The following is a 24,802-nucleotide window of genomic DNA, read 5'->3' on the forward strand; positions in this document are numbered from 1 at the left end:
AGCCCCTAAGCGAACGTGTCCAGCAGGCGTCCGTACACCCCGAACACTCCGATGACCAGCGGGAACAGAGCGATCACGCCGGTCGACTCGGCCATGTCCCCCATGCGCCGGAGGCGCACCCGGACATGCTCCGCGGGCTGTACGGCCAGCACGACCAGGGGAACGACGGCGAGTGCGGCGAGCACGGCAAGGGGCCCGTGGACCCCGGAGTGCTCCAGCCATACGACGATCAACCGCAGCCCGACGCCCGCGCCGGCCAGGAGCAGCGCGACGACCTCGGCGATCAGCGGGAAGGCACGGGCCCGCAGGGGCACCACCACGGCGACGACGACAGCCACCAGGACCGTCCACACGGTGGGTGTGCGCAGCGCGAGGACTCCGGCGGCGCAGGCGGAGCAGGCCGCGACGAGCGTGGCGAGCACCAGCCCGCGGTGCGTTGCCGTCAGCGCCGTTCCCACCCGGTACCGGCTCACCGAGGCTCCGCCGGACCGGCGGTCGTCCAGCCCGGTCAGCCCCGATGCCATCAGAGCCAGCCGGGGTACCAGCCCCAGCGCCACGACGGAGACGACCGCGAGCACGGCACCCACCCGCGCCTGCTCATCGGCCGATCCTGCACCGCCCTGGAGGGCCGCGACGATCTCCCAGCACCCGGCCGTGACCGTGACGGCCGCGCCTCCCACGAGTCCGCCGCGTCCCAGCGGGGAGAACCACCCCAGCAGCAGCAACGTCATGACCACGGAACCGGCGGCCGCGGCCAGCCGCAGTCCGGAGGACCACTCGTGGGCGTCGGCCAGCGTCCACGTACCCACCACACCCAGGGCTCCGGCCGTCGCGATCAGTGCCGTGGCCACCCCGCGCCGGCCGGCGCGCCCGGTCAGGGCACCGGCCGCGGCCGCTGTCGCTGCGACGACCAGCAGTGCGGCCGCGACGGAGGCCGGAGCGAACGCGCCGCGTGCGAGGAACCCGGCCGCGACGGCCCAGCCGACTGTGGCCGCACCGGCGGTGACGCGCCGCGCGGCGGGGCTCCATCGCCATGGCCGGACGTCGAGATCCTCGGCCACCTCGTCGGTCACGTCGTGCACGACCGGCGCCGACGGCGCGTCCTCGACGCGTACGAGGCGCAGCACCGCGCCGTCCGGTATCCCGGCCGACTCCAGCGTGCTGTCCTCAGCCAGCACCGAACCGTCCGCCGTGACGAGGTGACGAAGGGACGGCCGGGCGGGCACACGGTCGTCCAGCAGCCGAAGAACGTCGGGCAGCAGGCGGCCGACGGGCTCCTGGGACGGCAGTACGAGATCGATCCGCCGCCGCTCACCGACGAGCGTGACCCGGCTCAGCGCAGTCCGACGTAATGCCCCAGCAGCTACCACGCGTTCGAACCTATCATCGGTGAGTAGTCGCTCTGTTCGGTGCGGAGGGGGACGAAGGGGAAGAGGAGGGCGAAGGGGAAGAGGTCGGGGCCGAGGGGCCGTACGGGCTCTTACCGATGAGCCGGTGGGAGATGAACGACCAGCCCACGCAACCGGCACACAGCACCGCCGCGATCACCACCCCGGCAACGACCTTCCCCAGCCGCTCGTCCACGGAGCGCCGCTGGCGCTGGGCTCCGAACAGCAGGGCATCGCGAAGGCGTCGGCGTCGTACTGATACCGACTCAAGTAGTTGGCTGTCGTAGTCGTGGGCTGGCACGGTTGCCAGTCTCCCCCTCGTAGCTGTCCGTCCACCAAACCCTGGTATTGCATTGCGTGCACCGCGCGATGGTTATTCTGCCCACCTCGCGCCCAACCTGATGGCCTTGTGGGTACCTAGGGTTTGCATCGACTTCGGGGCTGTAGATCCACCCTGGTATGGGCATGCATCCTATTCCGGAGGCAAAGGCTGCTCGCGCTCATCCTCGAAAAGGTAGCGGTACATCTTCTTCAAGTAGTCGTATAGCGCGTCCTCGTTCGGGAACTCGATATCTGTGAGTCCCTCGTAGTCGCCCACGGAGAGCTCTCGGGTGTTCAGGACACTCTCAAGCCCATGCTGTACGGCTTCCACATACTCATGCTTGAATGCGTGCAAAGTTGGACGGAGGTATCCACCCGTGTCGTAGGCCTCTTCAAGATTGAGGTAGACGCGGATGAATTTTTGTAGTTCTCGATTCATGATTTCCGTCCTAAGGGTGTCGCCCGCGACCCGGGTTAGGGTACATGGTGTGAAGGTGCCACTCCTCGCCGTGTCTGCGGTAGACGGCCTGGATCGTGCCGTTCTCGAAGTCGACGGGAAGGAATTCGTCCGGCGCTTCCGGATCCCTGTAGTATCCCGTCAGTCGCTTGTGTGCGTCAGGACCGAGTACTTCTGCGATCGGTACTGCATTCTCAGGCGGTTCGCCGTGATCCTTGATGTACTTTCGGAAGTACGCATCAGCATCGACCATGTCGCGGGGCTTGTCGAATCGTGTGGAGTAGGCTCCCACTCGATGGCTGCGACCTGAGACTCCGTCCACTGTCGTCCCAGTGAGTGGGTCGATATTGTTCTCCGATTTCACGTGGCCAGGGTAATTGGACTGTGGCCCGTAAAACTTCAGCTGTCCATCGGTATCGGTCTTCGGGGATCCTAGGCGATCCTGCAATGTTGAATCGTCGGGGCGCAGGTGGCGTCCGGGTGCGTGCCCTTCGCCGCCTTCCCGGTCGTCAAGCTCCCTGATGCGGTCGTCAATGGCGCGCTGATCGATCGAATTCTCTGGCTCATGAAGCTCCTTGGAGGAAGTTGCCGCATCATACTCGCCTCTGTTCGAGCTGGGAGGCGCCTGCTGAGAATCAGCTGGCTGTCCATCGGAACCATGATTACCAGCGGATTCCGAGGTGTGCGCCCCGTGCGTGCTACTAGCGCCGTGGTCACTGGGGGGTATTGCGTGGCCGTCTCTGGGGTCAGTGGGTGGAGCGGTGTGACTGGCGCGTGGTGTGGGGTTCTCTGAATGAGCGGCGGTGGCTCCAGACCTATGCGAGCTCGCTCCGACCCCCGCCAGTTCCCGCTCGGAGGCCCCGTCGTGCTGCCCCGCCCGTTCGTGCGCCCCCAGCTCCCGCTTCGGCGTGTCCTTGATGGGGTTGCCGTCGGCGTCGACGCGGATGAATTCGCCGTCCTGGATTCGGACCCTGGCGCCGTTGAGTTCGAGATCGCTGTGCAGGCGTTGTGGTGCCGAAGTTTCGAATGCGGCCTGAATCTTGGCCGTCACCTCGGACATCTTGGGCAACGAACTCGCGGTTTTTCCGCCTATCTTGAACGCTGCCGAGAGCGGTTCGATGTACTCGCCCACCTTGGCGGCCGTCGCGGCGGTCTTGGCCGCGGTGCCGGCCTTGCCTCCCTTGGCGGCGATGGCGAGGGGGCCGGCGCCGAAGGTGAGAGCGTTGAACGCCACCGTCGCTGAGGCCCGAGTGGGGTTCTCGCCCCACATGTCCCATGCGACGAGCGCCTTGCCGAACTCTCTGGCAGCTTCCTTCTGCCTGGTCACGTCGGGATCCTCGGGAGCTTCTCCCAACGCCAGTTCCATCAGGGCTTCGTATGGTGCGGCAGTGTACTGACCGACACCACCCGCGATGTCCCCGAGCTGACTCCAGGCGTCGCTCGCGGAGCCGCCGATGCCCACAAGTCGCCCCAGGCCTTGAACTCCGGCCACAATGTTGTCGACGACGATGCCGTCCCAGAAGAAGCTCTTGAGATGGTGACCGATGTCCAAGGCATCGTAGGTCTGGGCGACCGGACTTCCCCAGGGCAGCTCTTTGGCCTGTCCCAGAACGTCCAAGCCGTAGCCGTACATCACCTCTTTGCGGTTCTGTGTGTGGCTTCCGTCGTCCACCACGAACTTCGGGCCGCCCACCAGGGCCGAGATCTTGCTAGCGGCACGGCGCTCGGCTTCCTGGAAGGCGGTAACCGCGCTGTTCACGCCGTCCAGCAGCTTCTGGTGACGGTCGACCTTGTCCTCGTCCTCGGTCCAGTCGTCCTTGCCCTCGACACTGTCCACGAACGCGAGTGCGTCCGCCTTGAGTTGTGCGAGGCGCTTGACGAGCGGGCGGACCTCGTAGGCATACGTGTCCAGCGCGTCCGCCACGGCCTCCAGGTCGGTGGCGAAGGCATCGGCCTTCTGGCTCACCGGCAGGGTGCTGGCTAAGAGCTGGTCCGCCTCGGGCGCCTTGTAGTGGGCCTCCAGCATCTGGAAACGGGAGTGCACATGCAGGCCGCCGTTACGGATGCCGATCGCATTGCTGCGCAGCGCGGAGACGTCCTTCTCGAGCTGTTCGAGATTGCCGGTGAACTGATATATGCCACCGGGTTCGATCATCTTCACTTGTGGTCGCCACCCCGCTTGTCGCCCGGCAGGTCGATCTTCGGCGCCGCGAGCGCCTTGTGCTGGGTGTCGGAAGCCATCTCGAGATTCCCTACGACGTAGTACGCCGTGGCCTCGCGAGCTCCATTGGCCGACTTCGCGGCCCGAGCACTGAGGAACATCACGTCATGTGCTGTCCTGTCGACGAACAGCGCGAGCGCTGCACCGACCGGCCCGGTGGGCACAGCGCCGCAGACCGGACCGCTGATGCTGCCTGCCGACTCGGCAGCGCTCTTGGCGTTCGTTCCGTACGACTTGACGTCCTGGTCGATCTCTTCGATCGCGTCCCCCACGAGAGAGGTCACGAAGTCGACTCCGGACGGAGTCACGTCCCACCTGGTCATGGCCATATCCCCCCGCTACAGCTCCGAACCTGCTCCCCCTGCTGTACGCCCGGATCAACCGATGTTGTCGACCGCGGCCTTCGCCTTGGCGAGCGTCGACTGCGCCGTGCCGTCGTTCTTCTCCAGCGTCGAGCGCACCAGGCGGATGATCTCGCGCACCTCGTGCGCGGCGCGGTTCCAGCGGACTTCCTTGTTGTGGTACTCGTCCGACACTCCGTCGGCCTGGAAGTCGGCCATGGCCGCCTTCACTGCCTGGTCCCGGTCGACGAGGACCCGCTCCAGCTGGCCGATGATTCCCTGGAGGCCGCCCTGCACCTCCGACGAGACACCGGTGTCGAACGACGTGCGGTCCAGACTCTGTCCCATTGCGAATCCCCCTATCGTCCGGAGAACCGGGCGGCGTCGAAGTTTGCCCCGGCCATGTTCTGGTGGGCGTTGGACTCCTGCTCCTGGTCACCGGTGGTGAATGCGCTGTCCATGCCCGACTGGCCGCCCAGGATCGCCTGCAGCGATCCGTTCAACGCGGCGGTGATCTCGTCGGCACGCGCCTTGAACGAGTCGAACGCCACCTTGCCGGCGCCGTTGAACTTGCCTTCCAGGGGTTCCGCAGCAGCGATCAGCAGCCTGATCAGCGAGCCGAGGTCGTCACTGGAACCCACCGTGCTCTTACCGAGGCCGGACAGAGTCGTACTGCCCATGTCGAACTTCATGCACCTACCCCCCGTACGGTCTGGTGCGCTGCCGTGGCCATCGTTGCAGCGCGTAACGAACTTCTGTCGGTCTGTCGAACATCCTCTCCTGTGAGGCGTCGTGGACTCAACGAGCTTGTGCGCGGCGTGTCTTGATTGATCTCCCGGAACGGAAGATGGGAGCCGGGACCCGGGGTTGAGGTTTCCCGCTCGCGCAGGCTGCATCGCGGAAGGCAGCTCTTCCTCGGCCGATCAAACGGCGGCGTGGGGGCGTAGCCGAGTTGGCTGAGACTGTGTCAGGCAGGCGAGGTGATTCAGCAGATCTGCCGTGTGTGCTTCCGTGTTTCAGTCGGCGAGGACGGCAGCTGGGGGATGCGGCGGCGAGCGGTGGGCGGCCGCCGCTCGACTGGTCGTGGAGAGTTGTGGCGGGCGGTGCGACCGGCCCAGGGCAACGGCGTGATCACCGTCATGGCCGCGACCGCCGGCGCTGTTCCGTGAACGGCTGCCCGTGGCTGCTTCCCGGACGCCGAGGCTGAGGCCTCCGGGCGGCGGCCAAGCCATGGACGCCCGAACCCAGAAGGTGAAGATCAACTGGCGCTGAAGCCGCGCAGGGGCCAGGTGCCCCGTTCTTCGCGGATGCTGTTGATCTTTTGGGATGCCTTCAGGAAGGCGTGGTCGATGGTGCCGTCGTCGGGCAGGGAGCGGCGGATGCCCTTGTCGAGGGTGAGGGTGCGGTGCATCTCCTCGGGGTCGGGGCCGAAGAGGTACCGGACCCCGTCCTCGTTCTCCTCCAGGCGGTGGAAGTACACCAGGGAGGCCATCGCGTCACCTACCCCGGTGGTGGGCTCGGCGCGGTAGAGATGCGGGGCGTTCAGGAGCGCGGCTTGCCGGACTGGTCGTCCTGCTCCGCCTTCTTCTTCTCCTTGATGCGCACGGCTTCCTTGCGGACCTCGGCCTGGGTGGCGCGCTCCTGCTGCAGCCACTCGGGGTCTTCCTGCTTCAGCGCGTCGATCTGCTCCGTGGTGAGGGGCTCGGTGACGCCGCCGCGTGCGAGGCCCGAGATGGAGACGCCCAGCTTCGAGGCGACGACCGGCCGCGGGTGCGGGCCGTTGCGGCGCAGCTCCTGCAGCCACTCGGGCGGGTCGGTCTGCAGCGCGTTCAGCTCGCTGCGGGAGACCACACCCTCCCGGAATTCCGCGGGGGTGGCCTCGAGGTACACACCCAGCTTCTTCGCCGCGGTTGCGGGCTTCATCGTCTGGGAGGTCTTGTGCGACGTCATGCCGTCCAGGGTATCGAGCGTGTGCGTGACCGCTGACCACGGCCGCCACCCGGGATCGCGGGGTGGCCGGAGCGCCTGGGGTTGCCACGCCGGGCCGCGGGCTGCTGCCCCGGCCCACGGCCGCCGTCCCGGTCGCGGCCGGTAACCTGGCGGGGTGACCGGCTCCGAGATGTCCCCCCAGTTCCGGCTCGCGTATGTCCCGGGTGTGACGCTGGCCAAATGGGTGCGGATCTGGAACGAGCGGCTTCCCGACATTCCTCTGGATCTTGTCGCGGCAACCGCCGCGGAAGCCCCCGACCTGCTGCTCAGCGGTGGCGCCGACGCGGGCTTCGTGCGGTTGCCGGTCGACCGGACGGCGCTGAGCGCGATCCCCCTCTACACCGAGACCACCGTGGTCGTGGTGCCGAAGGACCACGTCGTGACGGCGGCCGAAGAGGTGTCCGTCGAGGATCTGGCCGACGACATCGTGCTGCACTCCCTCGACGACACCCTCGACTGGGAGCGCCTGCCGGGTCAGCCGGCGATCGAGCGCCCGGCCACGACCGGGGACGCCATCGAGCTGGTGGCGGCCGGCGTGGGCGTGCTGGTCGTGCCGCAGTCCCTCGCCCGGCTGCACCACCGCCGGGACCTCACCTACCGTCCGGTGTCGGACGCCCCCCAGTCGCGCGTCGCGCTGTCCTGGCCGGAGGGGGAGACCCCCGACCTGGTGGACGATTTCATCGGGATCGTGCGCGGCCGGACGGTCAACAGCACGCGCGGGCGGGCCGGGGCCGCGGCGCAGTCGCAGGACAAGCGGTCCGACGCCGGCGGTGCGGGCGGCTCCGGCCGGAAGTCCGCGGGTGGCGGAACCGGCAGGTCGGGAGGCAAGCCGACGGGGCGGACCGCCGGGAGGGCGGCTGGGAAGCCGACCGGCAGAGCGGCGGGGAAGGGCCGGGGCAGTGGTTCCGGTGGCGCCAAGGGCGGCGGCAAGCGCGGAAAGCCCCGCGGTAGGTCGTAGATCCGCCCCGGACCCGCAGGATCGAACCCGCCTCCAATCTTGAGCCCGGAGCCCGGAGCCCGGAGCCCGGAGCCCGGAACGCCCGGCCGCTGGCCCCAGGGTCCCGAGCCCGAACGCTCAGCCCTCAGCTCCGGAGTCCCGAGCTTGGAGTCCCGAGCTCCGGAGTCCCGGAACCCGAGCCCGAACGCCCACCCCGAAGCCTCCAGCCCCGAAGCCCCGAAGCCCCGACGTCACGCCCCGCCGAACCAGCCCGGGACGTCCAGGCGGAACAGGTCCTGTGGGGTCACCGTGCGCAGGTCGTCCTCCAAGGCGTGCAGCCGTTCCTCGCCCAGCGTCGCTGCCCACTGCGCCCGTAGCTCGTCGAAGATCCGGGCCGAGCGGGTGAGGCAGTCGGCGCCCCGTTCGGTCAGCTGGACCGTTTTGCGGCGGGCGTCGTGGGGGTCGGTCGCCCGCCGGACGTAGCCGAGGCGTTCGAGGGAGTCGATCGTCTTGCCCGCGGCCTGTTTGGAGACGCCGAGGGTGCGGCCCAGCTCGGCGGCCGTGGTGCCGTACGGGCCGATGGCCTGGAAGACGAACCCGTGCAGGGGACGCACGTCGGGATGCCCCTGGCGGGCGAGTTCGGCGTGCAGATCGTCGATGAGGGCCCGGAATCCAAGGAACAGGCGCAGGGGCAGTTCGAAGCCGGGGGTGGCGGCGGGATCACTTGACACAATCGACAACCAGGTTCACTGTTGCGGCGAGAAGGACAACCATGTTGTCGAGTGTAGGAGACTCCACGATGCCTGTCATCCGCCATGCCGAAGCCCGCCGGACCGAGACGCCGAACGCCGTCATGACCACCCTCGCCTCGCCCACACAGGGGCCTGCCGGCGAGCTCGCCGTCTGGCGGGTCGCGATGCGGCCCGGGCAGGCCGGGCCCGAGCACACCTTCGACGCGGAACAGGTCTGGACCGTGCTCGAGGGCGGCGCCCGGATCGACCTCGGCGGGGAGGCGGTGACCGTGACGTCCGGCGACACCGTGGTGATGCCCGCGGGCCTCCCCCGGCAGGTGTTCTGCGACGGGCCCGAGGGGCTCACCGCCGTGGTCGCCTCCCGGGCCGGCGGGCAGGTACGGGTGCGGGAGGCCGCCGGACCGGACGCCGACGGATGCGCCGTACGGGACGGTGAGCGCTTGGTCCCGGCCTGGATCGCGTAGTCGGCCCGTTGGTGGCAGCCGGGCACCTGCTCGACTGGGTGACGGCCGGGGCCGGGCCACGATCCGGGATGAGGCCGAGGCCGAAACCGAACAGGGAGCGCGAACCCCAGGAGCGCGAACACAGGGAGTGCGAAGGCGGGACGTGCGAACGGGGCGCGTGGCCAGGGGTGTTCATCGCTGACGGAGTCTCGGGCCCGGGACGGTCCGGCCCGCTGCCGGCCTTCCGTCCGCGGATTCGTCCTGCGCGTGGTCGCAGCGTTCCGCCTCCGGCCAGGGGAGCAGCGTGCCGTCCGCGTTCTCGACCAGGAGCCGGCCGTCCTGGACCAGCACCCCGCGCGGCGGCTGCGCCCCGTACAGGCTCGCCGTCGTGTACGCGGCGCTGAGGCCGCCCAGGTCGTGGACCAGGCCGATCCTGAAGAGTGAGCGGGTCTCCGCGATGGCCTCGTGGTCGCCGGCCCGGATGACGATCCGCAGGTCGGGCGCGACCGCCAGGGCCGCCACCGACACGGCGATGTTGTCGAGGTCGTCCGAGGCGACGGCGGCCAGGGCCTGCGCGCGGTGCAGGCCGAGTTCGCGCAGGACGAAGCGGTCCTGGGCGTCGGCCACGACCACCGGGACGCCGAGCGCCCTGGCCAGCCGGAGGTTGGGGGCCTGCGGGTCGCGTTCCACGGCGATCACGCCGATGCCCAGGTCCTGCAGTTCGGTGCAGAGCCGCAGGCCCACCTGCCCGAGACCGACGACCACCACATGGCCGGCCCGCGGCAGCGCCCGGGGGCCCACGATGCCGACGGAGCGCGGCGCGAGCATCCGGTCCACCATCCCGGCGGTGAAGACCGCGGTGAAGGCCATGGTGATCAGCATCGCGACGATGCCGAACACCAGGTACGGGGTGTCCGGACCGTGCGGGGACGCGGGGCCGACGGTGGAGACCGTACGCGTCGCCTCGAACAGCGCCTCCACCGGCGGCCGGTGATGCAGGAACACCAGCCAGGCCCAGTCCGAGAGGAGGACGGTGAGCAGCCCGGCCAGCCCGGCCAGCATGATCCGCGAACTGCCGTCGTGCGGCCGCAGTTGCCCCCGGAGCCGCCCTGCCCGGGCCCGGTACCGCAGCGCCCGGGGCGCGCGGTAGGGCGTGCGCCGCAGGGAACCGTTCTCCCAGTGGGCGGCGGCATGGCCGGATTCCGTACGGCTCAGGGACACCAGACCGGGCTCGATGCAGGCGGCCAGGAAGGTGGGGGCGACGACGTCGGCGGGGGAGGTGACCCGGCAGTTCGGGACCACCCGCACCAGTTGCTCGGCCACGGTCCGGTCGAAGATCGTCACCACCAGGCGGACATGCGGGCGGATGTGCTCCACGGCGAGCGCGTAGCGGAGGGACTCCACGTCGTCGAGGAGGATCGCCACGCCGGCCACGCCGCCCGTGTCCGCCACACTGGCCACGCCGCCCGTGTCCGCCAGGCCGGCCTCAGCCGTGTCCGCCACCCTGCCCGTGTCCGTTACGCCGGCCCCGGCGGTGTCCGTTAGGCCGGCCGCGGCCATCTCCGCCCCGCCGGCCCCAGCCATCTCCGCCGCGGCGGCCCCAGCCATCTCCGCCCCGCCGGCCACGTCCGCCACACGTGTCACGTCAGGACCGAGCCGGCCGTTCGGATCGGGAGTGGCGGACGGAGCCGACGGATCGGCCCCGCTCGGTGCCGTTCCGTCGGGGGCGAGGGCCGCGCGCAGTTCCTCGTCCGTGGGCTGGGTCAGATGGCACACGGTGTGGCCCGCGGCCTGCAGGGTGCCGCAGACCTTGCGGGCCACATCGCCGCCGATCACCACGTAGTACCGGCCGGGTGGTGTCCCGTTTCCCTCGGGCGGGGCACCGGCGGTCCCGGCGGCCCGCCCGAGGGGAAACGGGTCCTCGGCGCGCGGGGGCACCGGGAACCCGGACGCCCCGAGCGCCGGCACCCCCGGCGCCTCAGACACCGAACGTGCAGTCATCGGACCGGTAGGGATCGCAGGCGGGACACCGCGGTTCCCCGCAGCCGGCACAGGCGGTGAGCGGCACCCCGCAGTGGCACTGCTGAGCGCCGGGCCGGTCGGCCCGGACGGCCGGGTCGGACGGGGCCGCGATGGTTGGGACGTCAGGGACGGCCGGGACGGAAGGGGAGGATCGCGAGGGCGCGGTCATCGTTCCCCTCCCTGCTCCCCGGCCTCCGCGGCCCGGCTCGCCCCCGGCCCGTCCGCCTCCACCGGCCCGGCTTCCACCGGCACCGTTCCCGCCGCGCCTGCGTCCGCCCCCGCCGTCCGCCCCAGCAGCGAGTTCCGGTACCCGTACAGCCCGTAGACCGCGAGGCCGAGCAGGAACCAGACCAGGAAGCGCAGCCAGGTCGTCGGCTGGAGCTGGAAGACCAGCCAGAGCGAGAAGGCGATGCCGACGAGCGGCAGCACCGGCATGCCCGGGCAGCGGAAGGACCGCGGCAGCTGCGGCGACCGGTAGCGGAGGACGATCACCGCGGCGGAGACCACCACGAAGGCGAGCAGGATGCCGATGTTGGTGAGCTCCGCGGCCTCCGCGATCGGCATGAACCCCGCCATCACCGCGGACACCGCGCCCACGATCCACGTCGGCCGGTGCGGCACCTCGGTGCGCGGGTGCACCTTCGCGAACCAGCCCGGGAGCAGCCCGTCCCGGCTGATCGCGAACCAGACGCGGGAGGCGCCCAGCATGAACGAGAACAGCACGGTGAGGATGCCCACGATCGCCCCGACGGCGATGACGTCCGCGAAGCCGGGCAGCCCCACGGCCGCGAAGGCCGAGGAGAACGCGCTCTCCGGGTCGATCCGGTCGAACGGCTGCATGCCCGTCAGCACCCCGCAGGCGAGCAGGTACAGCACCATGGCGATGGCCAGCGAGAGCAGGATCGCGCGTGGCAGATTGCGCTGCGCGTCCTTCGACTCCTCCGCCGCGGTGCTCATCGCGTCGTAGCCGAAGACGGCGAAGAAGACGGTGGCCGCGCCGGTCACCACACCGCCGAAGCCGTACGGCAGGAACGGGCTGAGGTTGCCGGAGTTCACATGAAACGCGCCGACCACGATGACCGCCAGCACGATCGCGATCTTCACGAAGACCAGGACCGTCTCGATCCGCGCACTGGTCCGCATGCCCCGGTTGAGCAGCCAGGCGATGAGCAGGCAGAGCAGCGCGGCGAAGAGGTCGACCCGGTGGCCGGAGCCGGTGCCCGGGGCGCCGAGCATCCACGCCGGGAGGTCGATGCCCAGCCCCTGGAGGAGGAACGAGAAGTAGCCGGAGATGCCGATCGCCACCACCGCGACGATCGCCGTGTACTCCAGCAGCAGATCCCAGCCGATCAGCCAGGCGACGACCTCGCCGAGCACGGCGTAGCTGTAGGTGTACGCGGAGCCGGCGCGCGGGATCATCCCGGCGAACTCGGCGTAGGCCAGCGCCGCCGTGGCGCTGGCGACTCCGGCGATGATGAACGACAGACTGACGGCGGGCCCGGCGGTGCCCTTGGCGACCGTCCCGGCCAGCGAGAAGATCCCGGCGCCGATGATCGCGCCGAGGCCGATCGCGGTGAGCTGCCAGAGTCCCAGGGTGCGCTTCAGGCCGGACGGCCTGCCGTCGTCGGGCCCGCCGCCGGTGATCGGCTGGCGGCGGAAGATGCCGGTGGACGGACCGGCTCTGCCTGCTGTGGTCATGGGTCACTCCCGTCGGAAGGGGTGGCGGCGTCCCGGTTCACGGCCGCGCGCCCGGGGATGCCGGGCGGGGAACAGCGGCCGATTCGCACCCCGGGGTGGGGGTTTCCGCAGGCCGGAAGGGGGACGACAGTCCGGTCGGCCGGGGAGGCGGGCCCCGCGGAGCAGGTCGTGCGTCACACCGGGCCTGCCCGGAAGGTAGGGGTGCACCGGGAGCCGGACCCATCGACAAGTGCCACATCTTCCGGCCCCGGATTGCTCCATCTGCTCAAAGGCCGCGGGGCGGGGCGGTGGGTATCGTTCGCGGTGGGTTCTCACCGGCTTTCCGGTGGGTTTCCGCCGAGTGCCCCGACCGGAGGCGCCCGGACCCGGGCAGGCAGCCGGGCCGCGGACGCCGGGAGCGAACGGATATGAGGCCCGAGTACCAGGACATCGTCGACGAGGTTTCACGGCTGCTGGAAGCACCCGCGATCCTCGAGGAGCGCAGCCTGGCCCTGATCGCCTTCTGCGCTCACGACGGCGCGATCGACACGGTGCGGGAGCGGTCCATCCTGCAGCGGCAGTCCTCCGCCGAGATCCGCGAGCACTTCGAGGGCTACGGCATCAGCACCGCCACCGGGCCGGTCCGCATCCCCGCGGACCCCCGCTCGCGGGTGATGGCCCGGCTCTGCCTCCCGGTCCGCTGGCAGGGCATCACCTACGGGTACCTGTGGCTGCTCGACGAGGGCCGGGAGATCGGGGAGACCCTGCTGCCCCGCGCGATGGCGCTGGCGTCACGGGCGGGGGCGCTGATGGCCACCGAACTGCACCTGCGGGAGGACCTGGGCTACCGGCTGCGCGACCTGATCTCCGTCTCGCCCGAGGTCCGGGAGCAGGCTGCGGTGGAGATCGGCGACCTGGGACACGTGCCCCGCGGCACCCCGGTGGCCGCCGTCGCGCTGCGATTCCACGACACGGGCCGGGGCGGCTGTGACGCACGGTACGTACCGGGCAGCCGCGGCGCGCGGTACGCACAGCATGCGCAAGGCAGCGGGGACGCGCGGCACGCACAAGGCGGCGGGGACGCGCGGCACGCACGAGGCAGCGGGGACGCACAGTACGTACGGGGCAGTGGTGACGCGCGGTACGCACCAGGCACAGGTGACGCACAGTACGCCCGGGACCGGGGAGGCATCCCGGCCATGCGGGAGCAGCCGGACGCGGCCGCCGCGAAGATCCCGGAGCAGTGGGACCCCCGGGACGCCCTGGCGACCCTGCTGTGGGGGCTGCCACGGCAGGTGCTCGCCCATGTCGCCGCCGATCACGCCGTTCTGCTGGTGCCCCTGGAGTCCGTGACGGACCTCGGTCCCGCCCGCGCGGCGGCGGCCCGGATCGCGGACGGGGCAGGAGGGCCGCCCGGCACGGTCCGCGACCGTCCGCCGCTGCTCATCGGCCTGGGGGCGCCCCGGCCCGACCTGGGCGAGGCGCACGCGAGCTGGCAGGAGGCCCGGCTCGCCACCCGGATCGGGGCGTTCCTGCCGCACGCCGGCCCGGTCGTGGAGTGGGAACGGCTCGGCGTCTACCGGCTGCTGGCGCGGATCCCGCAGAGCGAACTGCGGGACTCCTCCCTCGACCCGGCGGTGCACCGGCTGTTCGCCTGCGGCGACCCCGAACTCATCCGCACGCTGGAGGTCTACCTCGACGAGGCGGGCAACGCCCAGCGGTCCGCCGCCGAACTCGCGGTGCACCGGCAGACCCTCTACTACCGGCTGCACAAGGTCGAGCAGATCACCGGTCTGAGCCTCGCCGTCGGCGACGACCGGCTGGTGCTCCATCTCGGCCTGAAGATGGGCCACTTGCTGGGCCTGCTGCCCGCTTCCCGGCTCTGAGGCCCGCGGATCCGGGCCCGCGGATCCGTGCCCGCGGCCGATCCGGGCCCGCGGCCGTCCGTGGCGCGGCCGTCACCACCCGCCCCCGGCCCATGTCACCACCCGCCCCCGGCCCGCGTCACCCCCCGCCCCCGGTCCCCGTCAAGGGTCAGGGCTTGATGTTCTGGTTCAGATGGAACAGGTTGTCCGGGTCGTAGCTCTGCTTGATCCGGGCCAGCCGTTCGTAGTTCTCCCGGTAGTTGTCCCGGATCCGGCCCTGGTCGTCGTCGGCCATGAAGTTGATGTAGCCGCCGCCCTCCGAGTGCGGGGCGGTCGCCCGGTAGTAGTCGCGGACCCAGTCGACGGACGCCTCGTTGTCCGCCGCGTCCGGCCACATGCCGGCGATGACGGTGGCGAAGGTGGCGTCCCGGTACGCGAAGGCCGTGGCGTCCGGCGCCACGTCGTGGCAGGCGCCGTTGATCGGGTAGATGTGCACGGTCGAGTTGACGGCGGGCAGCCCCGGCCCGTGCTCGACGTGCGCCGCGATCGCCGCGTCGGTGAGCTCGGTGACGAAGTTGGCCTTCCAGTAGTGCTGCAGGCCCGGCGGCACCAGGTCGTCGAAGGCGCTGTTGAGCATCGGATACGGCATCGGCCCGAGGTGTTCGGCGACCACCCGGCCCGCGTCCCGGAACGGCCGCACGGCCTGCTCGCCCTCTTCCATCGGACCGGTCCAGCAGGTCACCACGATCGCGTGGACCCGGCCCTGGCGCTCCTCCGGGATGAACGGCAGCGGCGGCGCGATCTGCAGCCCCGGGAAGGCGCCGAGTTCGCGCGGCGCGGTGGTGATGAAGTCGCGGAAGAAGCGCAGCACGGAGGCCGTGTCCTCGAACTCGTAGAGGAGCGGGCCGCCGTAGACGTCCTTGACCGGGCCGAGCCGGAACTCGAACGACGTCACCACGCCGAAGTTGCCGCCGCCCCCGCGCACCGCCCAGAACAGGTCCTCGTTCTCCTGCTCGCTCGCGACGAGGATCCGGCCGTCGGCGGTGACCACCTCGGCGGAGATCAGACTGTCGCAGGACAGCCCCATCGACCGGGACAGATAGCCGATGCCGCCGCCCAGGGTGAGCCCGCCGACGCCGGTGGTGGAGATGATGCCGCCGGTGGTGGCGAGCCCGTACGCGTAGCCCGCGTCGTTGAAGTCGCCCCAGGTCGCGCCGCCTTCGACGCGCGCGGTCCGGGTGGCGGGGTCGACGCGGACGTCCCGCATGCCCGACAGGTCCGCCACCAGACCGTTGTCGCAGGTGCCGAAGCCCGGGACGCTGTGGCCGCCGCCCCGGACGGCGAGTTCGAGCCCGCTCTCCCGGGCCGCGTCGACCACCGCCCGGACGTCACCGGCGCCGGTACATCGGACCACGGCGGCCGGGGTCCGGTCGATCATCGCGTTGTGGACGCTCCGCGCCTCGTCGTAACGGGCGTCCCCGGGACCGGTCACCGGCCCTTCCACACGCCCGCGGAGCTGCTGAATCACTGCGCTCGCAGCCATCACGACCACCTCTGGTGCACTGATCCCTCTTCCACGCTACGTCGCCCCGGCCGTGCCTGCCCGTCCGTCGCGGCCCGGCCCCTCCGCGGTCCCGGATACGAGCCAGGCAGCCCGCCGCCCGTCGCGCCGCGGGTCCCGGCCGCTCTGCCGTCCCGTCGCCCGGCCCCTCTGCCGTCCCGCCGCCCGGCCGCTTTTGCCGTCCCGCGGCCCGGGGGCGCCCGGCCGAGCCCCACACCCGGCCCACCCCCGCCCCGCGCGCCGATCACCCGGCCGTGTCACATGCTGGTGATACGACGTGCGGGCGTCCGTACCCGGGAGGGCGCGACATGGCTGAGGAAGCCCCGTGGCCGGCGCGCGGCTCCGGCCCGGGCAGCGACGACGACGATGACGGCTGCGAGGTGCAGGTCGAGAACACCCTGACCTCCGCCCTGGCCCCGGCCCTGGTCGAAGCCGTCCGCGCCGGGGGCGGCTACGGAGGCGGTATCTACCTGCGCTCCCGCGACCGCCGCTCCCTCGTGCTCGCCATGGTCGCCGGGATCCCCCGCTCCCTGCTGAAGCCCTGGTGGCGGGTGCCGGTCAGCGGCGCCGTCCCCGCGGCGGAGGCCTACCGCAACGCCGAGGGCATCCACCTCTCCGACGAGGGCGAGACCATGCGCCGCTTCCCGCAGATGTCGGTCGGCCTGCCCTACCCGTTCGCCTCCGCCTACCTGCCCGTGCTGGTGTACGGCGAGGTGGTGGGCGTCCTCATCGTGATGCGGTCCAGCACCCGCGGCAGCGGCCCCGCCCCGGGCGAGGACCGGCTGCGCACCGCCGCCGACGCCATGGGCGAGGACCTGGCGCAGCTCCAGGACCAGGACTGCCCGATCGAGTACGACGAGGAGCCGTTCAGCGTCCGGCTCCCCGCCGCCGCGGTCGCCGGGGTGCGCGTCGGGCTGATCGACTGGGACCTCGGGTCCGGGACGATGGCCGTCGACGACGAGGCCTGCGCGGTGCTGGGCGCGGACCCGGCGGCCTTCGGCGGCACCCTCGACGAGCTGGAGGCCCTCGTCAGCCCCGACGACCTCCACGAGCTGCGGGCGAGCCGCCGGGAGGCCGCCGAGCACGGCTGGGTCCGCGCCCGCAGATTCCGGGTGCTGGACCGGAGCTCCGGCGAGCCGCGCCACCGGCAGGTGGAGCTGTGGGGCCGGGTGGTCGGCGGCCGCGAACGGCCCGACTCCGCCCGCCACCTGGTGGGCGTCGTCGTCGACGCGGGCACCGGGACCACCGCGGCCGAGGCCGCCGAACGGCTGCCCGACGGTGTCTTCTCCATGGACCAGGACGGCCGGGTCACCTACACCAACCACCGCTGCGAGCAACTGCTCCGCCGCTCCCGGGAGGAACTGCTCGGGCGGCACCCCTGGGAGGTGCTGCACTGGCTGTCGGACCCGGCGTACGAGGACCGCTACCGGGCGGCGATGCTCTCCCAGGACCCCGCGTCGTTCCTGGCCCGCCATCCCGACGGCGGCTGGCTGGGGTTCATCCTCTACCCGGACGCCAGCGGGCTGACCGGCCGGGTCTTCCCCACCGCCCCGCCCCTCGACGAGGCCCCCGACGACCGGTTCCCGGAGCCCGACGCGCAGGTCGCCGCGCCCGTCGCCCTGCGCCGCCCCGGCGCGCTCTACCACGTGGTGCACATGGCCAGCGTGCTCACCGAGGCGGTGACCGTGCGCGAGGTCTGCATCGCGGTCGCCGACCAGCTGCTCCCGGCCTTCGGCGGACAGGAACTCGCGCTCTACGTCATCCGGGACGGGCGGATGCACCTGGCCTGGGAGTCCGGCTACCCGGACGGCTTCCTGGAGGAGTTCGAGGGCGTACCGCTCGACGCCCACCTGCCCGGCGTGGAGACCCTCACCTCCGGCGTCCCGATCTTCTTCGAGTCGCCCCGCCGGCTCTCCGCCGCCTATCCGGGCATCTCGCTGGACCGGATGCACGCCTGGGCGTTCCTGCCGCTCATCGCCTCCGGGCACCCGGTCGGCTCCTGCATCCTCGGCTACGACGCACCCCACACCTTCACCGCCGACGAACGGGCCGCCCTGACCGCCCTCGGCGGCCTCGTCGCCCAGGCGATGGAGCGCGCCCGCCTCTACGACGCCGAGTTCGCCCTGGCCCGCGGGCTGCAGGACGCCCTCCTGCCGCACCGGCTGCCCCCGGTCGAGGGGCTGCGCACGGCCGGCCGGTATCTGCCCGGCACGCAGGGCATGGAGATCGGCGGCGACTGGTACGACGTGATCGTCACCGGCCGCGGGGTCGCCCTGGTGATCGGCGACGTCGAGGGCCACAACGTGGCCGCCGCCGCGGTCATGGGGCAGCTGCGCAGCGCCGTGAACGCCTTCGCCACCAGCGACAGCACCCCCGTCGAGGTGCTCTCCCGGACCAACCGGCTGCTCGCCGACCTCGACGCGGGGGTCTACGCCACCTGCTGCTACATCGAACTCGACCCCGCCACCGGCCGGGCCCGCGCGGTCCGGGCGGGCCACCCCCCGCCGCTGCTGCGCCATCCCGACGGCCGCACCGAGCAGCTGCAACTGGCCGGCGGCACCCTGCTGGGCGTCGACCCGGACGCCACCTATCCGGTGAACGAGCTGGAACTGCCCCGCGGTTCCGTCCTCGCGCTCTACACCGACGGGCTGGTCGAACAGCCGGGCGTCGACATCGACCACGGCGTGGAGGCGGTGCTGTCCTGCCTCGCCCGCACCCCGCCCGACTCCCTGGAACACCTGGCCGACCTGCTGGTGCGGCAGGCCCGCCGGGCACCGGACCGGCCGGACGACGTGGCGCTGCTGCTCACGGCGTACACCGGCACGGACACCCCGGCCGCCGGAACCGGAACCGGAACCCGAACCCCCTCCGGCTGACCGGCCGGCGACCGCTGCGCACTCCCTCGGGCTGACCGGTCGGCGTCCGCCGTCCCCCTCCGGCTGACCCGCAGGCGACCGCCGCGCCTCCCCCCAGGCCGATCGGTCAGCGACCGCCGCGCACCCCCTCCGCCCTGCCCCTCGACCGCCGCCGTGCCCCATCCACCCCGCAGCCGGGCACTGCGCCGATCGGACCAGTCCGCGTGGGCGCTCCGCCCCCGCCCGGGACAGTCTGGGCCCGGCGGTTCCCGCGGTCCCGGCGCGAGGGCGGGGCGAGGAGGGCGGTGCCGAGGAGGCGGTCATGGCGCTGTGGCGAGGCATCGTGCGGTGGCTGCTCGCCACGGCGCTGCTGCTGCTCGCCGCCGTGCAGACCCTGCTGCTCGTCCTGGTCCTGGTGCCGCTGCCCCGGCAGCCGCTGCTGGCCACCGCGTCGGTGCTGGCCACCTCGTGGTGCACCCCGGTGCTCGCGCTCCCGGCCGCGCTGGGGCTCCTCGGGGTCCTGGCCGCGCGGCGGGTCCGGGTGCGCTGGACGTCCTGGATCGCGCTCACCACCTCCGGCGCGGCGCTGTTCTGCGCCCTCGCGCCGTACGCCCTGGCCTGGCGCACGGCCCGCGTCCAGGGCGAAGGGCTCTCCCTGGCCGGGCAGTTCGACGGGCTCAACTACGCCCTCACCCCGGACCGGGAGCGCACCCTCGGCTACGCGCGGGTGGGCCGGCACCGGCTGAAGATGGACGTCTGGCTGCCGGACCGGCCCGCGCACCGGCCCCGCCCGGCCGTCGTCTGGGTGCACGGCGGCGGCTGGGAGTCCGGCCACCGGAGCCAGACCCCGCGCTGGAACCAGTGGCTCAACGACCGCGGCTACGCCGTGTTCGACGTCGAGTACCGGCTCGCGCCCGGGGCGACGCAGCTGCAGCAGATCGGGGACGTGAAGTGCGCGATCGGCTGGGTGCGCCGGCACGCGGACCGCTACGGCGTCGACCCGTCCCGGATCGTCCTCGCGGGCACCTCCGCCGGCGGCAACCTGGCGCTCTCCGCCGCCTACACCGCCCGCGACGTCCGGCCGCGCCCCTCCTGCCGCACGGCCCGGGACACCTCGGTGCGGGCGGTGGTGTCGTTCTACGGGCCCACCGACATGGCCGGACTGATCGCGAGCGGCGCCGATCCGGCGGACCCGGCCGTGCGCCGCTTCATGGGCGGCTCGTTCCGCTCGGCGCCGGACAGCTTCCGGCTGGGGTCCCCGGCCCAGCTGGTCCGGGCCGATGTGCCGCCGACCCTGCTGCTGCACGGCAGCCACGACCGGCTCGTCCCCGTGACACAGGCACGCGAGCTGAACGCCCGGCTGGCCGCGATCGGCGCGCGGCACCGGTACGTGGAGATCCCCTGGGCGGACCATGCGTTCGACTACAACTGGGGCGGCTGGGGAACCCAGATCGCCCGGCCCGTCCTGGCGCGCTTCCTTGCGACTCATGCGGGACCTTGACCAAGATCACCACTTCGAGTGAAACTCTGGCCTGCGCTTGCCGTCAACAACCCAGGGTTGCCACGCTGTTGCAGAATGTCAACCTGATGGGGAGGGGCCTGTGCCTTTCGGTGAGCAGCCTGCGTACTTGCGGGTCGCCGGTGACCTGCGGCAGAAGATCGCGGACGGCTCACTGCCGCCGCACACCAGGCTCCCGTCCCAGGCCCGCATCCGCGAGGAGTACGGCGTCTCCGACACCGTCGCGCTGGAGGCGCGCAAGGTGCTCATGGCCGAGGGGCTCGTCGAGGGGCGCTCCGGGTCCGGCACCTATGTCCGGGAGCAGCCCGTCCCGCGGCGGATCGCCCGCACCGGCTACCGCGCGGCGGGGGAGTCCACCCCGTTCCGCCAGGAGCACGCGGACGACCGGGTCACCGGCACCTGGGAATCCAGCAGCGAGCAGGACGAGGCGACCGCGGAGATCGCGGCCCGGCTGGACATCGCGCCGGGGGAGCGGGTGATGCGCACGCGCTACGTCTACCGCGCCGAGGGTGAGCCGACGATGCTCTCCACCTCGTGGGAGCCGCTGGCCGTCACCGGCCGCACCCCCGTGATGCTGCCCGAGGAGGGGCCGCTGGCCGGCCGCGGGGTCGTCGAGCGGATGGCCGCGATCGACGTGGTCGTCGACAACGTGCTGGAGGAGATCGGCGCCCGGCCCGGCCTCGCGGAGGAGACCCTGGCCCTCGGCGGCGTCCCCGGGCACGCGGTCATCGTGGTCGCCCGGACGTTCTTCGCCTCGGGGCGGCCGGTCGAGACGGCCGATGTCGTGGTGCCGGCCGACCGCTTCCGCGTCTCGTACCACCTGCCGGTGAAGTAGCGGTCGGGAGCTCCCGGTTCGCCGGGGGCTCCGTTCCGCACCGGCGCCGGATCCATCCGGCTGCCGGTGCGCCTCGCCCTCCGTTTCCCCTGCGGGGGCGGCCCCGCTCCGGCCCTGGTCGCCCCGCCACCCCGTCGCCATGACACCACCGCGCCACCGCGCCACCGCGCCACCGCGCCACCACGACGCCATCGCACCACCTCAACACCGCGGTCGCCGTCGCGGCTCCCGAGGTCACCGCACATCACCCCATCGCCGCCCTTATGCCTGCTTTGACCCGCTTGGGCAGGGCGGCCCTTCTGTGTCAAAACTCACAGAGTCCCAGGTGGGGGGCCTGTCTGGATGATGATCTTCCGTTTGATCTTTACGATGTGTCGGTTTGTGTGTCCTGTCCATGGGGGGCGAAGGGAGAACCAGGAGCGTTGAGTACGGAGCAGGGATCTCAGTCCCACTACCGACGATCCCTCGGCACGGTGGCCCTCACCGCCGTCGGGCTGGGGTCGATCATCGGTTCCGGGTGGCTTTTCGGTGCTGAACGGGCCGCCGCGCTCGCCGGTCCCGCCGCCATCCTCGCGTGGGTCATCGGCGCCGTGGTCGCCCTGACCATCGCCCTCACCTACACCGAGCTCGGCTCGATGTTCCCGAAGGCCGGCGGCATGGTCCGCTACGGCCAGTATTCGCACGGCTCGCTCGCCGGCTACCTCGCCGCCTGGGCCAACTGGATCGCGATCGTCTCGGTCATACCCGGCGAGGCGACCGCCTCGATCCAGTACATGAGTTCCTGGGACTTCTCCTGGGCGCAGGGCCTGTACGACGGCAAGGAGCTCACCGGCACCGGCGTCGCCGCGTCCAGCGTGCTGCTGCTCGTCTACTTCTTCCTGAACTGGTTCGCGATCACCCTCTTCGCGAAGACCAACACCGCCATCACCGTCTTCAAGGTCGTGGTGCCGGTCCTGACGGCGGGCGCGCTGATGTTCGCCCACTTCGACACGAGCAACGTCACCAGCCACGGCGGCTTCACGCCGAACGGCTGGAGCGCGGTCTTCAGCGCCGTCGCCGTCTCCGGCATCGTCTGGGCCTTCAACGGCTTCCAGTCGCCGCTGAACATGGCCGCCGAGGCCCGCAACCCCGGCAAGTCGCTGCCCAAGGCCGTGATCGGCTCGATCCTGATCGCCCTGGTCATCTACCTGGCCCTGCAGGTCGCGTTCCTGATGGCCGTCCCGGCCGAGAAGCTCGCCGCCGGCAACGGCTGGAGCGGGCTCGCCTTCAACTCGCCGCTCGCCGACCTCGCCATCGCCTGGGGCATGAACTGGCTGGCGCTGCTGCTCTACGCGGACGCGTTCGTCTCCCCGTCCGGCACCGGCATGATCTACGCGGCCACCACCTCGCGCATGATCCACGGCGTCCAGGAGAACGGCCACCTGCCGGGTGTCTTCGGCAAGGTCGACCCCAAGACCGGTGTGCCGAAGCCGGCGCTGCTGCTCAACCTGGTCGTGGCCTTCGTCTTCCTCGCCGTCTTCCGCGGCTGGGGCTCGATCGCCGAGATCGTCGGTGTCGCCACCGTGATCTCCTACATCACCGGCCCGGTCGCCGTGATGGCGCTGCGCCGGCTCGCCCCCGAGCTGCCGCGGCCGGTGAAGCTGCGTGCCATGCCGGTCATCGCCCCCATCGCGATGATCTTCGGTTCGCTGGTCATGTACTGGGCCCGCTGGCCGCTCACCGGCAAGGTCATCTTCATCATGGCGATCGGTCTGCCGATCTGGGCCTGGTACGAGCTGCGCAAGCCGTGGGCCGAGCTGAAGCCGCACCTGAAGGCCGGCGCCTGGATGGTCACGTATCTGCTGGTCATGGCCTTCGTCTCGTGGGCCGGCGGCAAGGAGTTCGGCGGCCAGGGCTACCTGCCGGAGGGCTGGGACATCCTGGTCGTGGCCCTGATCGGGCTCGCCTTCTACGCCTGGGGCGTCCGCAGCGCCTGGCCGAACCCGTCCCTGGCCGAGGTCCGGGCGGAGATGGCCGTGGCGGACGGCGAGAGCGCCGACGGCCGCGAGAAGTCCGACCTCGAACGCGTGGCCGGATGATGACCTCTTGGTGAAAACCCGTATCCGGTGCGTAAGGGTCGGGCGTACGCTCGGGCATATGCGGACTGGGGTTTCCACAGAGGTCGTGGCGCTGTGCACAGGCGCGCTGTGCGCAGATGTGCGGGGCCCGGCGCGGGAGGCGCGGTGATGACCGACAACGGTGCCGTACTGCCGTGGATCGTCATACGTCAGGACGACAACGGCAATCAGTACCGTGTCGGCCGCTACGCCACGCGCGCCGAGGCCCAGCGGGTCGCCGACCGGCTGGAGGCGGGCGGCCACAAGCAGCTGTACCTGGTCGAGCGGTCCGGCCGCCGCGCCTCGTCGTAAGTCGCGTCCGCGCCGTAGGGTTTGGCGCGTGACGGACGACGGGACGACGATCGTGGTCGCCGGAGCGGTGCTGCACGGCGGGCGGCTGCTGGCTGCCCGCCGCAGCGCGCCGCCCGCGCTGGCCGGCCGCTGGGAGCTGCCCGGCGGCAAGGTGGAGCCCGGCGAGGCTCCGGAGGCGGCGCTCGTCCGCGAACTGCGGGAGGAGCTCGGCATCGAGACCGAGCCGCTCGCCCGGATCCCCGGCCAGTGGCCGCTGACGCCGGGTTATGTGCTCCGGGTGTGGACCGTCCGGCTGGTCGCCGGCGAGCCCCGTCCGCTGCAGGACCACGACGCGGTCCGCTGGCTCACCCCCGACCGCGCCGACGAGGTCGACTGGCTTGACCAGGACCGTCCGGCCGTCGGGGAGGCCGTCCGTCTGCTGGCCGGCCGCGCGCCGGGGGAGTCCCGGACGCCGGAGCGTCCGGTGGGCGGGGTGTAGCACCCGCATCTTGTGCCTTTCGTGGCACAGTGCGCCGAATGTCGCGATAGTCGGGCTTCGATAGCGGGTATGTGCCTTCTAGTGTCCGAGCATCCTCCCCCCGATATTCGGACAGATCGAACAGCGTGGTCTGCCATGGGATCTGCCAGCGGTCTGGAAGTGGTCGGCGTGAGCGACAGCGCAGGGGCCTTCGACCCGGCTCCGCCTGCCGCACGCCCCCTGTCGGAGGACCGGGCGGCCGAGTGGAGCTTCCCGGCCGAACCGGGCTCCGTGCGCAAGGCGCGGTCCCTGGTCCGCTCGACGCTGAACGAGTGGGGCCTGAACGCGGTGAGCGACGTGACCGTACTGCTCGTCAGTGAACTCGTCACCAACGCCATGCGCTACGCGAGCGGCCCCATCGGGGTGCGCATCCAGCGCATCCGCAGCGACGCGCTGCTCGTCGAGGTGTCCGATCCGCTGCCCGATCCGCCGCTGGCGCGGAGCGCCGCACCCGACGACGAGGGCGGGCGCGGCCTGCAGCTCGTCGCCCATGCCTCCAAGCGCTGGGGCACACGTCACGGCAACCGGGGCAAGGCGGTGTGGTTCGAGCTCGGTCTCCCTGGTTAGGAGAAGGGAGGTAGTGCTGATCACGGCAGCGGTCCCGCTGAACGATCTTCGATGCGATAGTGGGCGGCAGCATTTCGGGGGTGGCGCACCCACCCTCGAATGAGACGGTGCTGTGATCGTGGAGGCC

General features: G+C 71.5%; 23 protein-coding genes. 10 read left to right on the forward strand and 13 right to left on the reverse strand.

What is annotated here, in order from left to right:
• Positions 1 to 5 precede the first annotated feature (5 nt).
• The 9 genes from eccD to ABT112_RS02785 form a co-directional block, all read right to left on the reverse strand.
• On the reverse strand, positions 6 to 1,370 hold the full coding sequence (eccD, locus tag ABT112_RS02745) for a type VII secretion integral membrane protein EccD (protein WP_351504769.1): 1,365 nt from the start codon (positions 1,368 to 1,370) through the stop codon (positions 6 to 8).
• Between the two features lie 13 nt (positions 1,371 to 1,383).
• A complete protein-coding gene (locus tag ABT112_RS02750) occupies positions 1,384 to 1,689 on the reverse strand; it encodes a hypothetical protein (RefSeq protein ID WP_351504771.1) in 306 nt (101 codons plus the stop codon).
• A 171-nt stretch (positions 1,690 to 1,860) separates the two neighbouring features.
• Entirely contained in the window at positions 1,861 to 2,148 is a 288-nt protein-coding gene (locus ABT112_RS02755) for a hypothetical protein (RefSeq protein ID WP_351504773.1), read from the reverse strand.
• A gap of 10 nt (positions 2,149 to 2,158) precedes the next feature.
• Positions 2,159 to 4,327, reverse strand: coding sequence for a hypothetical protein (locus ABT112_RS02760; protein WP_502975226.1), 2,169 nt, complete (start codon positions 4,325 to 4,327; stop codon positions 2,159 to 2,161).
• Positions 4,324 to 4,710 (reverse strand): DUF6507 family protein, encoded by a 387-nt coding sequence (locus tag ABT112_RS02765; protein WP_351504775.1) that lies wholly within the window; start codon positions 4,708 to 4,710, stop codon positions 4,324 to 4,326. The genes ABT112_RS02760 and ABT112_RS02765 overlap by 4 nt, the downstream gene beginning before the upstream one ends.
• Positions 4,711 to 4,764: 54 nt before the next feature.
• The gene (locus ABT112_RS02770) at positions 4,765 to 5,076 is read right to left on the reverse strand and encodes a pore-forming ESAT-6 family protein (RefSeq protein WP_351504777.1); all 312 of its coding nucleotides are present in this window, start codon (positions 5,074 to 5,076) and stop codon (positions 4,765 to 4,767) included.
• An 11-nt stretch (positions 5,077 to 5,087) separates the two neighbouring features.
• A complete protein-coding gene (locus tag ABT112_RS02775) occupies positions 5,088 to 5,420 on the reverse strand; it encodes a hypothetical protein (protein WP_351504779.1) in 333 nt (110 codons plus the stop codon).
• A 566-nt stretch (positions 5,421 to 5,986) separates the two neighbouring features.
• A complete protein-coding gene (locus tag ABT112_RS02780) occupies positions 5,987 to 6,220 on the reverse strand; it encodes a hypothetical protein (RefSeq protein WP_351504781.1) in 234 nt (77 codons plus the stop codon).
• Between the two features lie 50 nt (positions 6,221 to 6,270).
• Positions 6,271 to 6,678: a DUF5997 family protein gene (locus tag ABT112_RS02785; RefSeq protein ID WP_351504782.1), complete on the reverse strand. Its 408-nt coding sequence runs from the start codon at positions 6,676 to 6,678 to the stop codon at positions 6,271 to 6,273.
• Between the two features lie 154 nt (positions 6,679 to 6,832).
• Here ABT112_RS02785 and ABT112_RS02790 point away from each other — a divergent pair, with 154 nt between their 5' ends.
• Positions 6,833 to 7,675, forward strand: a complete 843-nt coding sequence (locus ABT112_RS02790) for a LysR substrate-binding domain-containing protein (protein WP_351504784.1) — start codon at positions 6,833 to 6,835, stop codon at positions 7,673 to 7,675.
• Positions 7,676 to 7,905: 230 nt separating this feature from the next.
• Here the strand turns inward: ABT112_RS02790 and ABT112_RS02795 are convergent, their stop codons facing one another.
• Entirely contained in the window at positions 7,906 to 8,394 is a 489-nt protein-coding gene (locus ABT112_RS02795; RefSeq protein ID WP_502975227.1) for a MarR family winged helix-turn-helix transcriptional regulator, read from the reverse strand.
• Between the two features lie 59 nt (positions 8,395 to 8,453).
• Between ABT112_RS02795 and ABT112_RS02800 the strand changes: the two genes are divergently transcribed.
• Positions 8,454 to 8,870: a cupin domain-containing protein gene (locus tag ABT112_RS02800; RefSeq protein ID WP_351504786.1), complete on the forward strand. Its 417-nt coding sequence runs from the start codon at positions 8,454 to 8,456 to the stop codon at positions 8,868 to 8,870.
• Between the two features lie 171 nt (positions 8,871 to 9,041).
• Here the strand turns inward: ABT112_RS02800 and ABT112_RS02805 are convergent, their stop codons facing one another.
• Both ABT112_RS02805 and ABT112_RS02810 read right to left on the reverse strand, forming a co-directional pair.
• A complete protein-coding gene (locus tag ABT112_RS02805; RefSeq protein WP_351504788.1) occupies positions 9,042 to 10,835 on the reverse strand; it encodes an NAD-binding protein in 1,794 nt (597 codons plus the stop codon).
• Between the two features lie 201 nt (positions 10,836 to 11,036).
• Positions 11,037 to 12,569: an amino acid permease gene (locus tag ABT112_RS02810; protein ID WP_351504790.1), complete on the reverse strand. Its 1,533-nt coding sequence runs from the start codon at positions 12,567 to 12,569 to the stop codon at positions 11,037 to 11,039.
• A 407-nt stretch (positions 12,570 to 12,976) separates the two neighbouring features.
• Between ABT112_RS02810 and ABT112_RS02815 the strand changes: the two genes are divergently transcribed.
• Positions 12,977 to 14,434 carry a PucR family transcriptional regulator gene (locus ABT112_RS02815; protein ID WP_351504792.1) on the forward strand — a complete coding sequence of 486 codons (1,458 nt, stop codon included), beginning with the start codon at positions 12,977 to 12,979 and terminating at the stop codon, positions 14,432 to 14,434.
• 148 nt (positions 14,435 to 14,582) lie between these two features.
• Here the strand turns inward: ABT112_RS02815 and ABT112_RS02820 are convergent, their stop codons facing one another.
• Positions 14,583 to 15,956, reverse strand: a complete 1,374-nt coding sequence (locus ABT112_RS02820) for an FAD-binding oxidoreductase (RefSeq protein WP_351504794.1) — start codon at positions 15,954 to 15,956, stop codon at positions 14,583 to 14,585.
• Between the two features lie 326 nt (positions 15,957 to 16,282).
• On the opposite strand from ABT112_RS02820, the gene ABT112_RS02825 reads away from it, so the two are divergent.
• The 7 genes from ABT112_RS02825 (at position 16,283) to ABT112_RS02855 (ending at position 24,675) form a co-directional block, all read left to right on the forward strand.
• Positions 16,283 to 18,850, forward strand: coding sequence for a SpoIIE family protein phosphatase (locus tag ABT112_RS02825; RefSeq protein WP_351504796.1), 2,568 nt, complete (start codon positions 16,283 to 16,285; stop codon positions 18,848 to 18,850).
• Positions 18,851 to 19,151: 301 nt separating this feature from the next.
• Positions 19,152 to 20,330, forward strand: a complete 1,179-nt coding sequence (locus ABT112_RS02830) for an alpha/beta hydrolase fold domain-containing protein (RefSeq protein ID WP_351504799.1) — start codon at positions 19,152 to 19,154, stop codon at positions 20,328 to 20,330.
• Positions 20,331 to 20,430: 100 nt separating this feature from the next.
• Positions 20,431 to 21,183, forward strand: a complete 753-nt coding sequence (locus ABT112_RS02835; RefSeq protein WP_351504801.1) for a GntR family transcriptional regulator — start codon at positions 20,431 to 20,433, stop codon at positions 21,181 to 21,183.
• A 422-nt stretch (positions 21,184 to 21,605) separates the two neighbouring features.
• Complete coding sequence (locus tag ABT112_RS02840) at positions 21,606 to 23,261, forward strand: APC family permease (RefSeq protein ID WP_351504803.1); 1,656 nt, start codon at positions 21,606 to 21,608, stop codon at positions 23,259 to 23,261.
• Between the two features lie 147 nt (positions 23,262 to 23,408).
• Complete coding sequence (locus tag ABT112_RS02845) at positions 23,409 to 23,591, forward strand: SPOR domain-containing protein (RefSeq protein WP_351504805.1); 183 nt, start codon at positions 23,409 to 23,411, stop codon at positions 23,589 to 23,591.
• A 49-nt stretch (positions 23,592 to 23,640) separates the two neighbouring features.
• Positions 23,641 to 24,069: a (deoxy)nucleoside triphosphate pyrophosphohydrolase gene (locus ABT112_RS02850; RefSeq protein WP_351504877.1), complete on the forward strand. Its 429-nt coding sequence runs from the start codon at positions 23,641 to 23,643 to the stop codon at positions 24,067 to 24,069.
• A gap of 159 nt (positions 24,070 to 24,228) precedes the next feature.
• A complete protein-coding gene (locus tag ABT112_RS02855; RefSeq protein WP_502975232.1) occupies positions 24,229 to 24,675 on the forward strand; it encodes an ATP-binding protein in 447 nt (148 codons plus the stop codon).
• Positions 24,676 to 24,802: the final 127 nt, after the last annotated feature.

This window comes from Streptomyces sp. NPDC002055 (assembly GCF_040296705.1).
Taxonomy (GTDB): Bacteria; Actinomycetota; Actinomycetes; order Streptomycetales; family Streptomycetaceae; genus Streptomyces.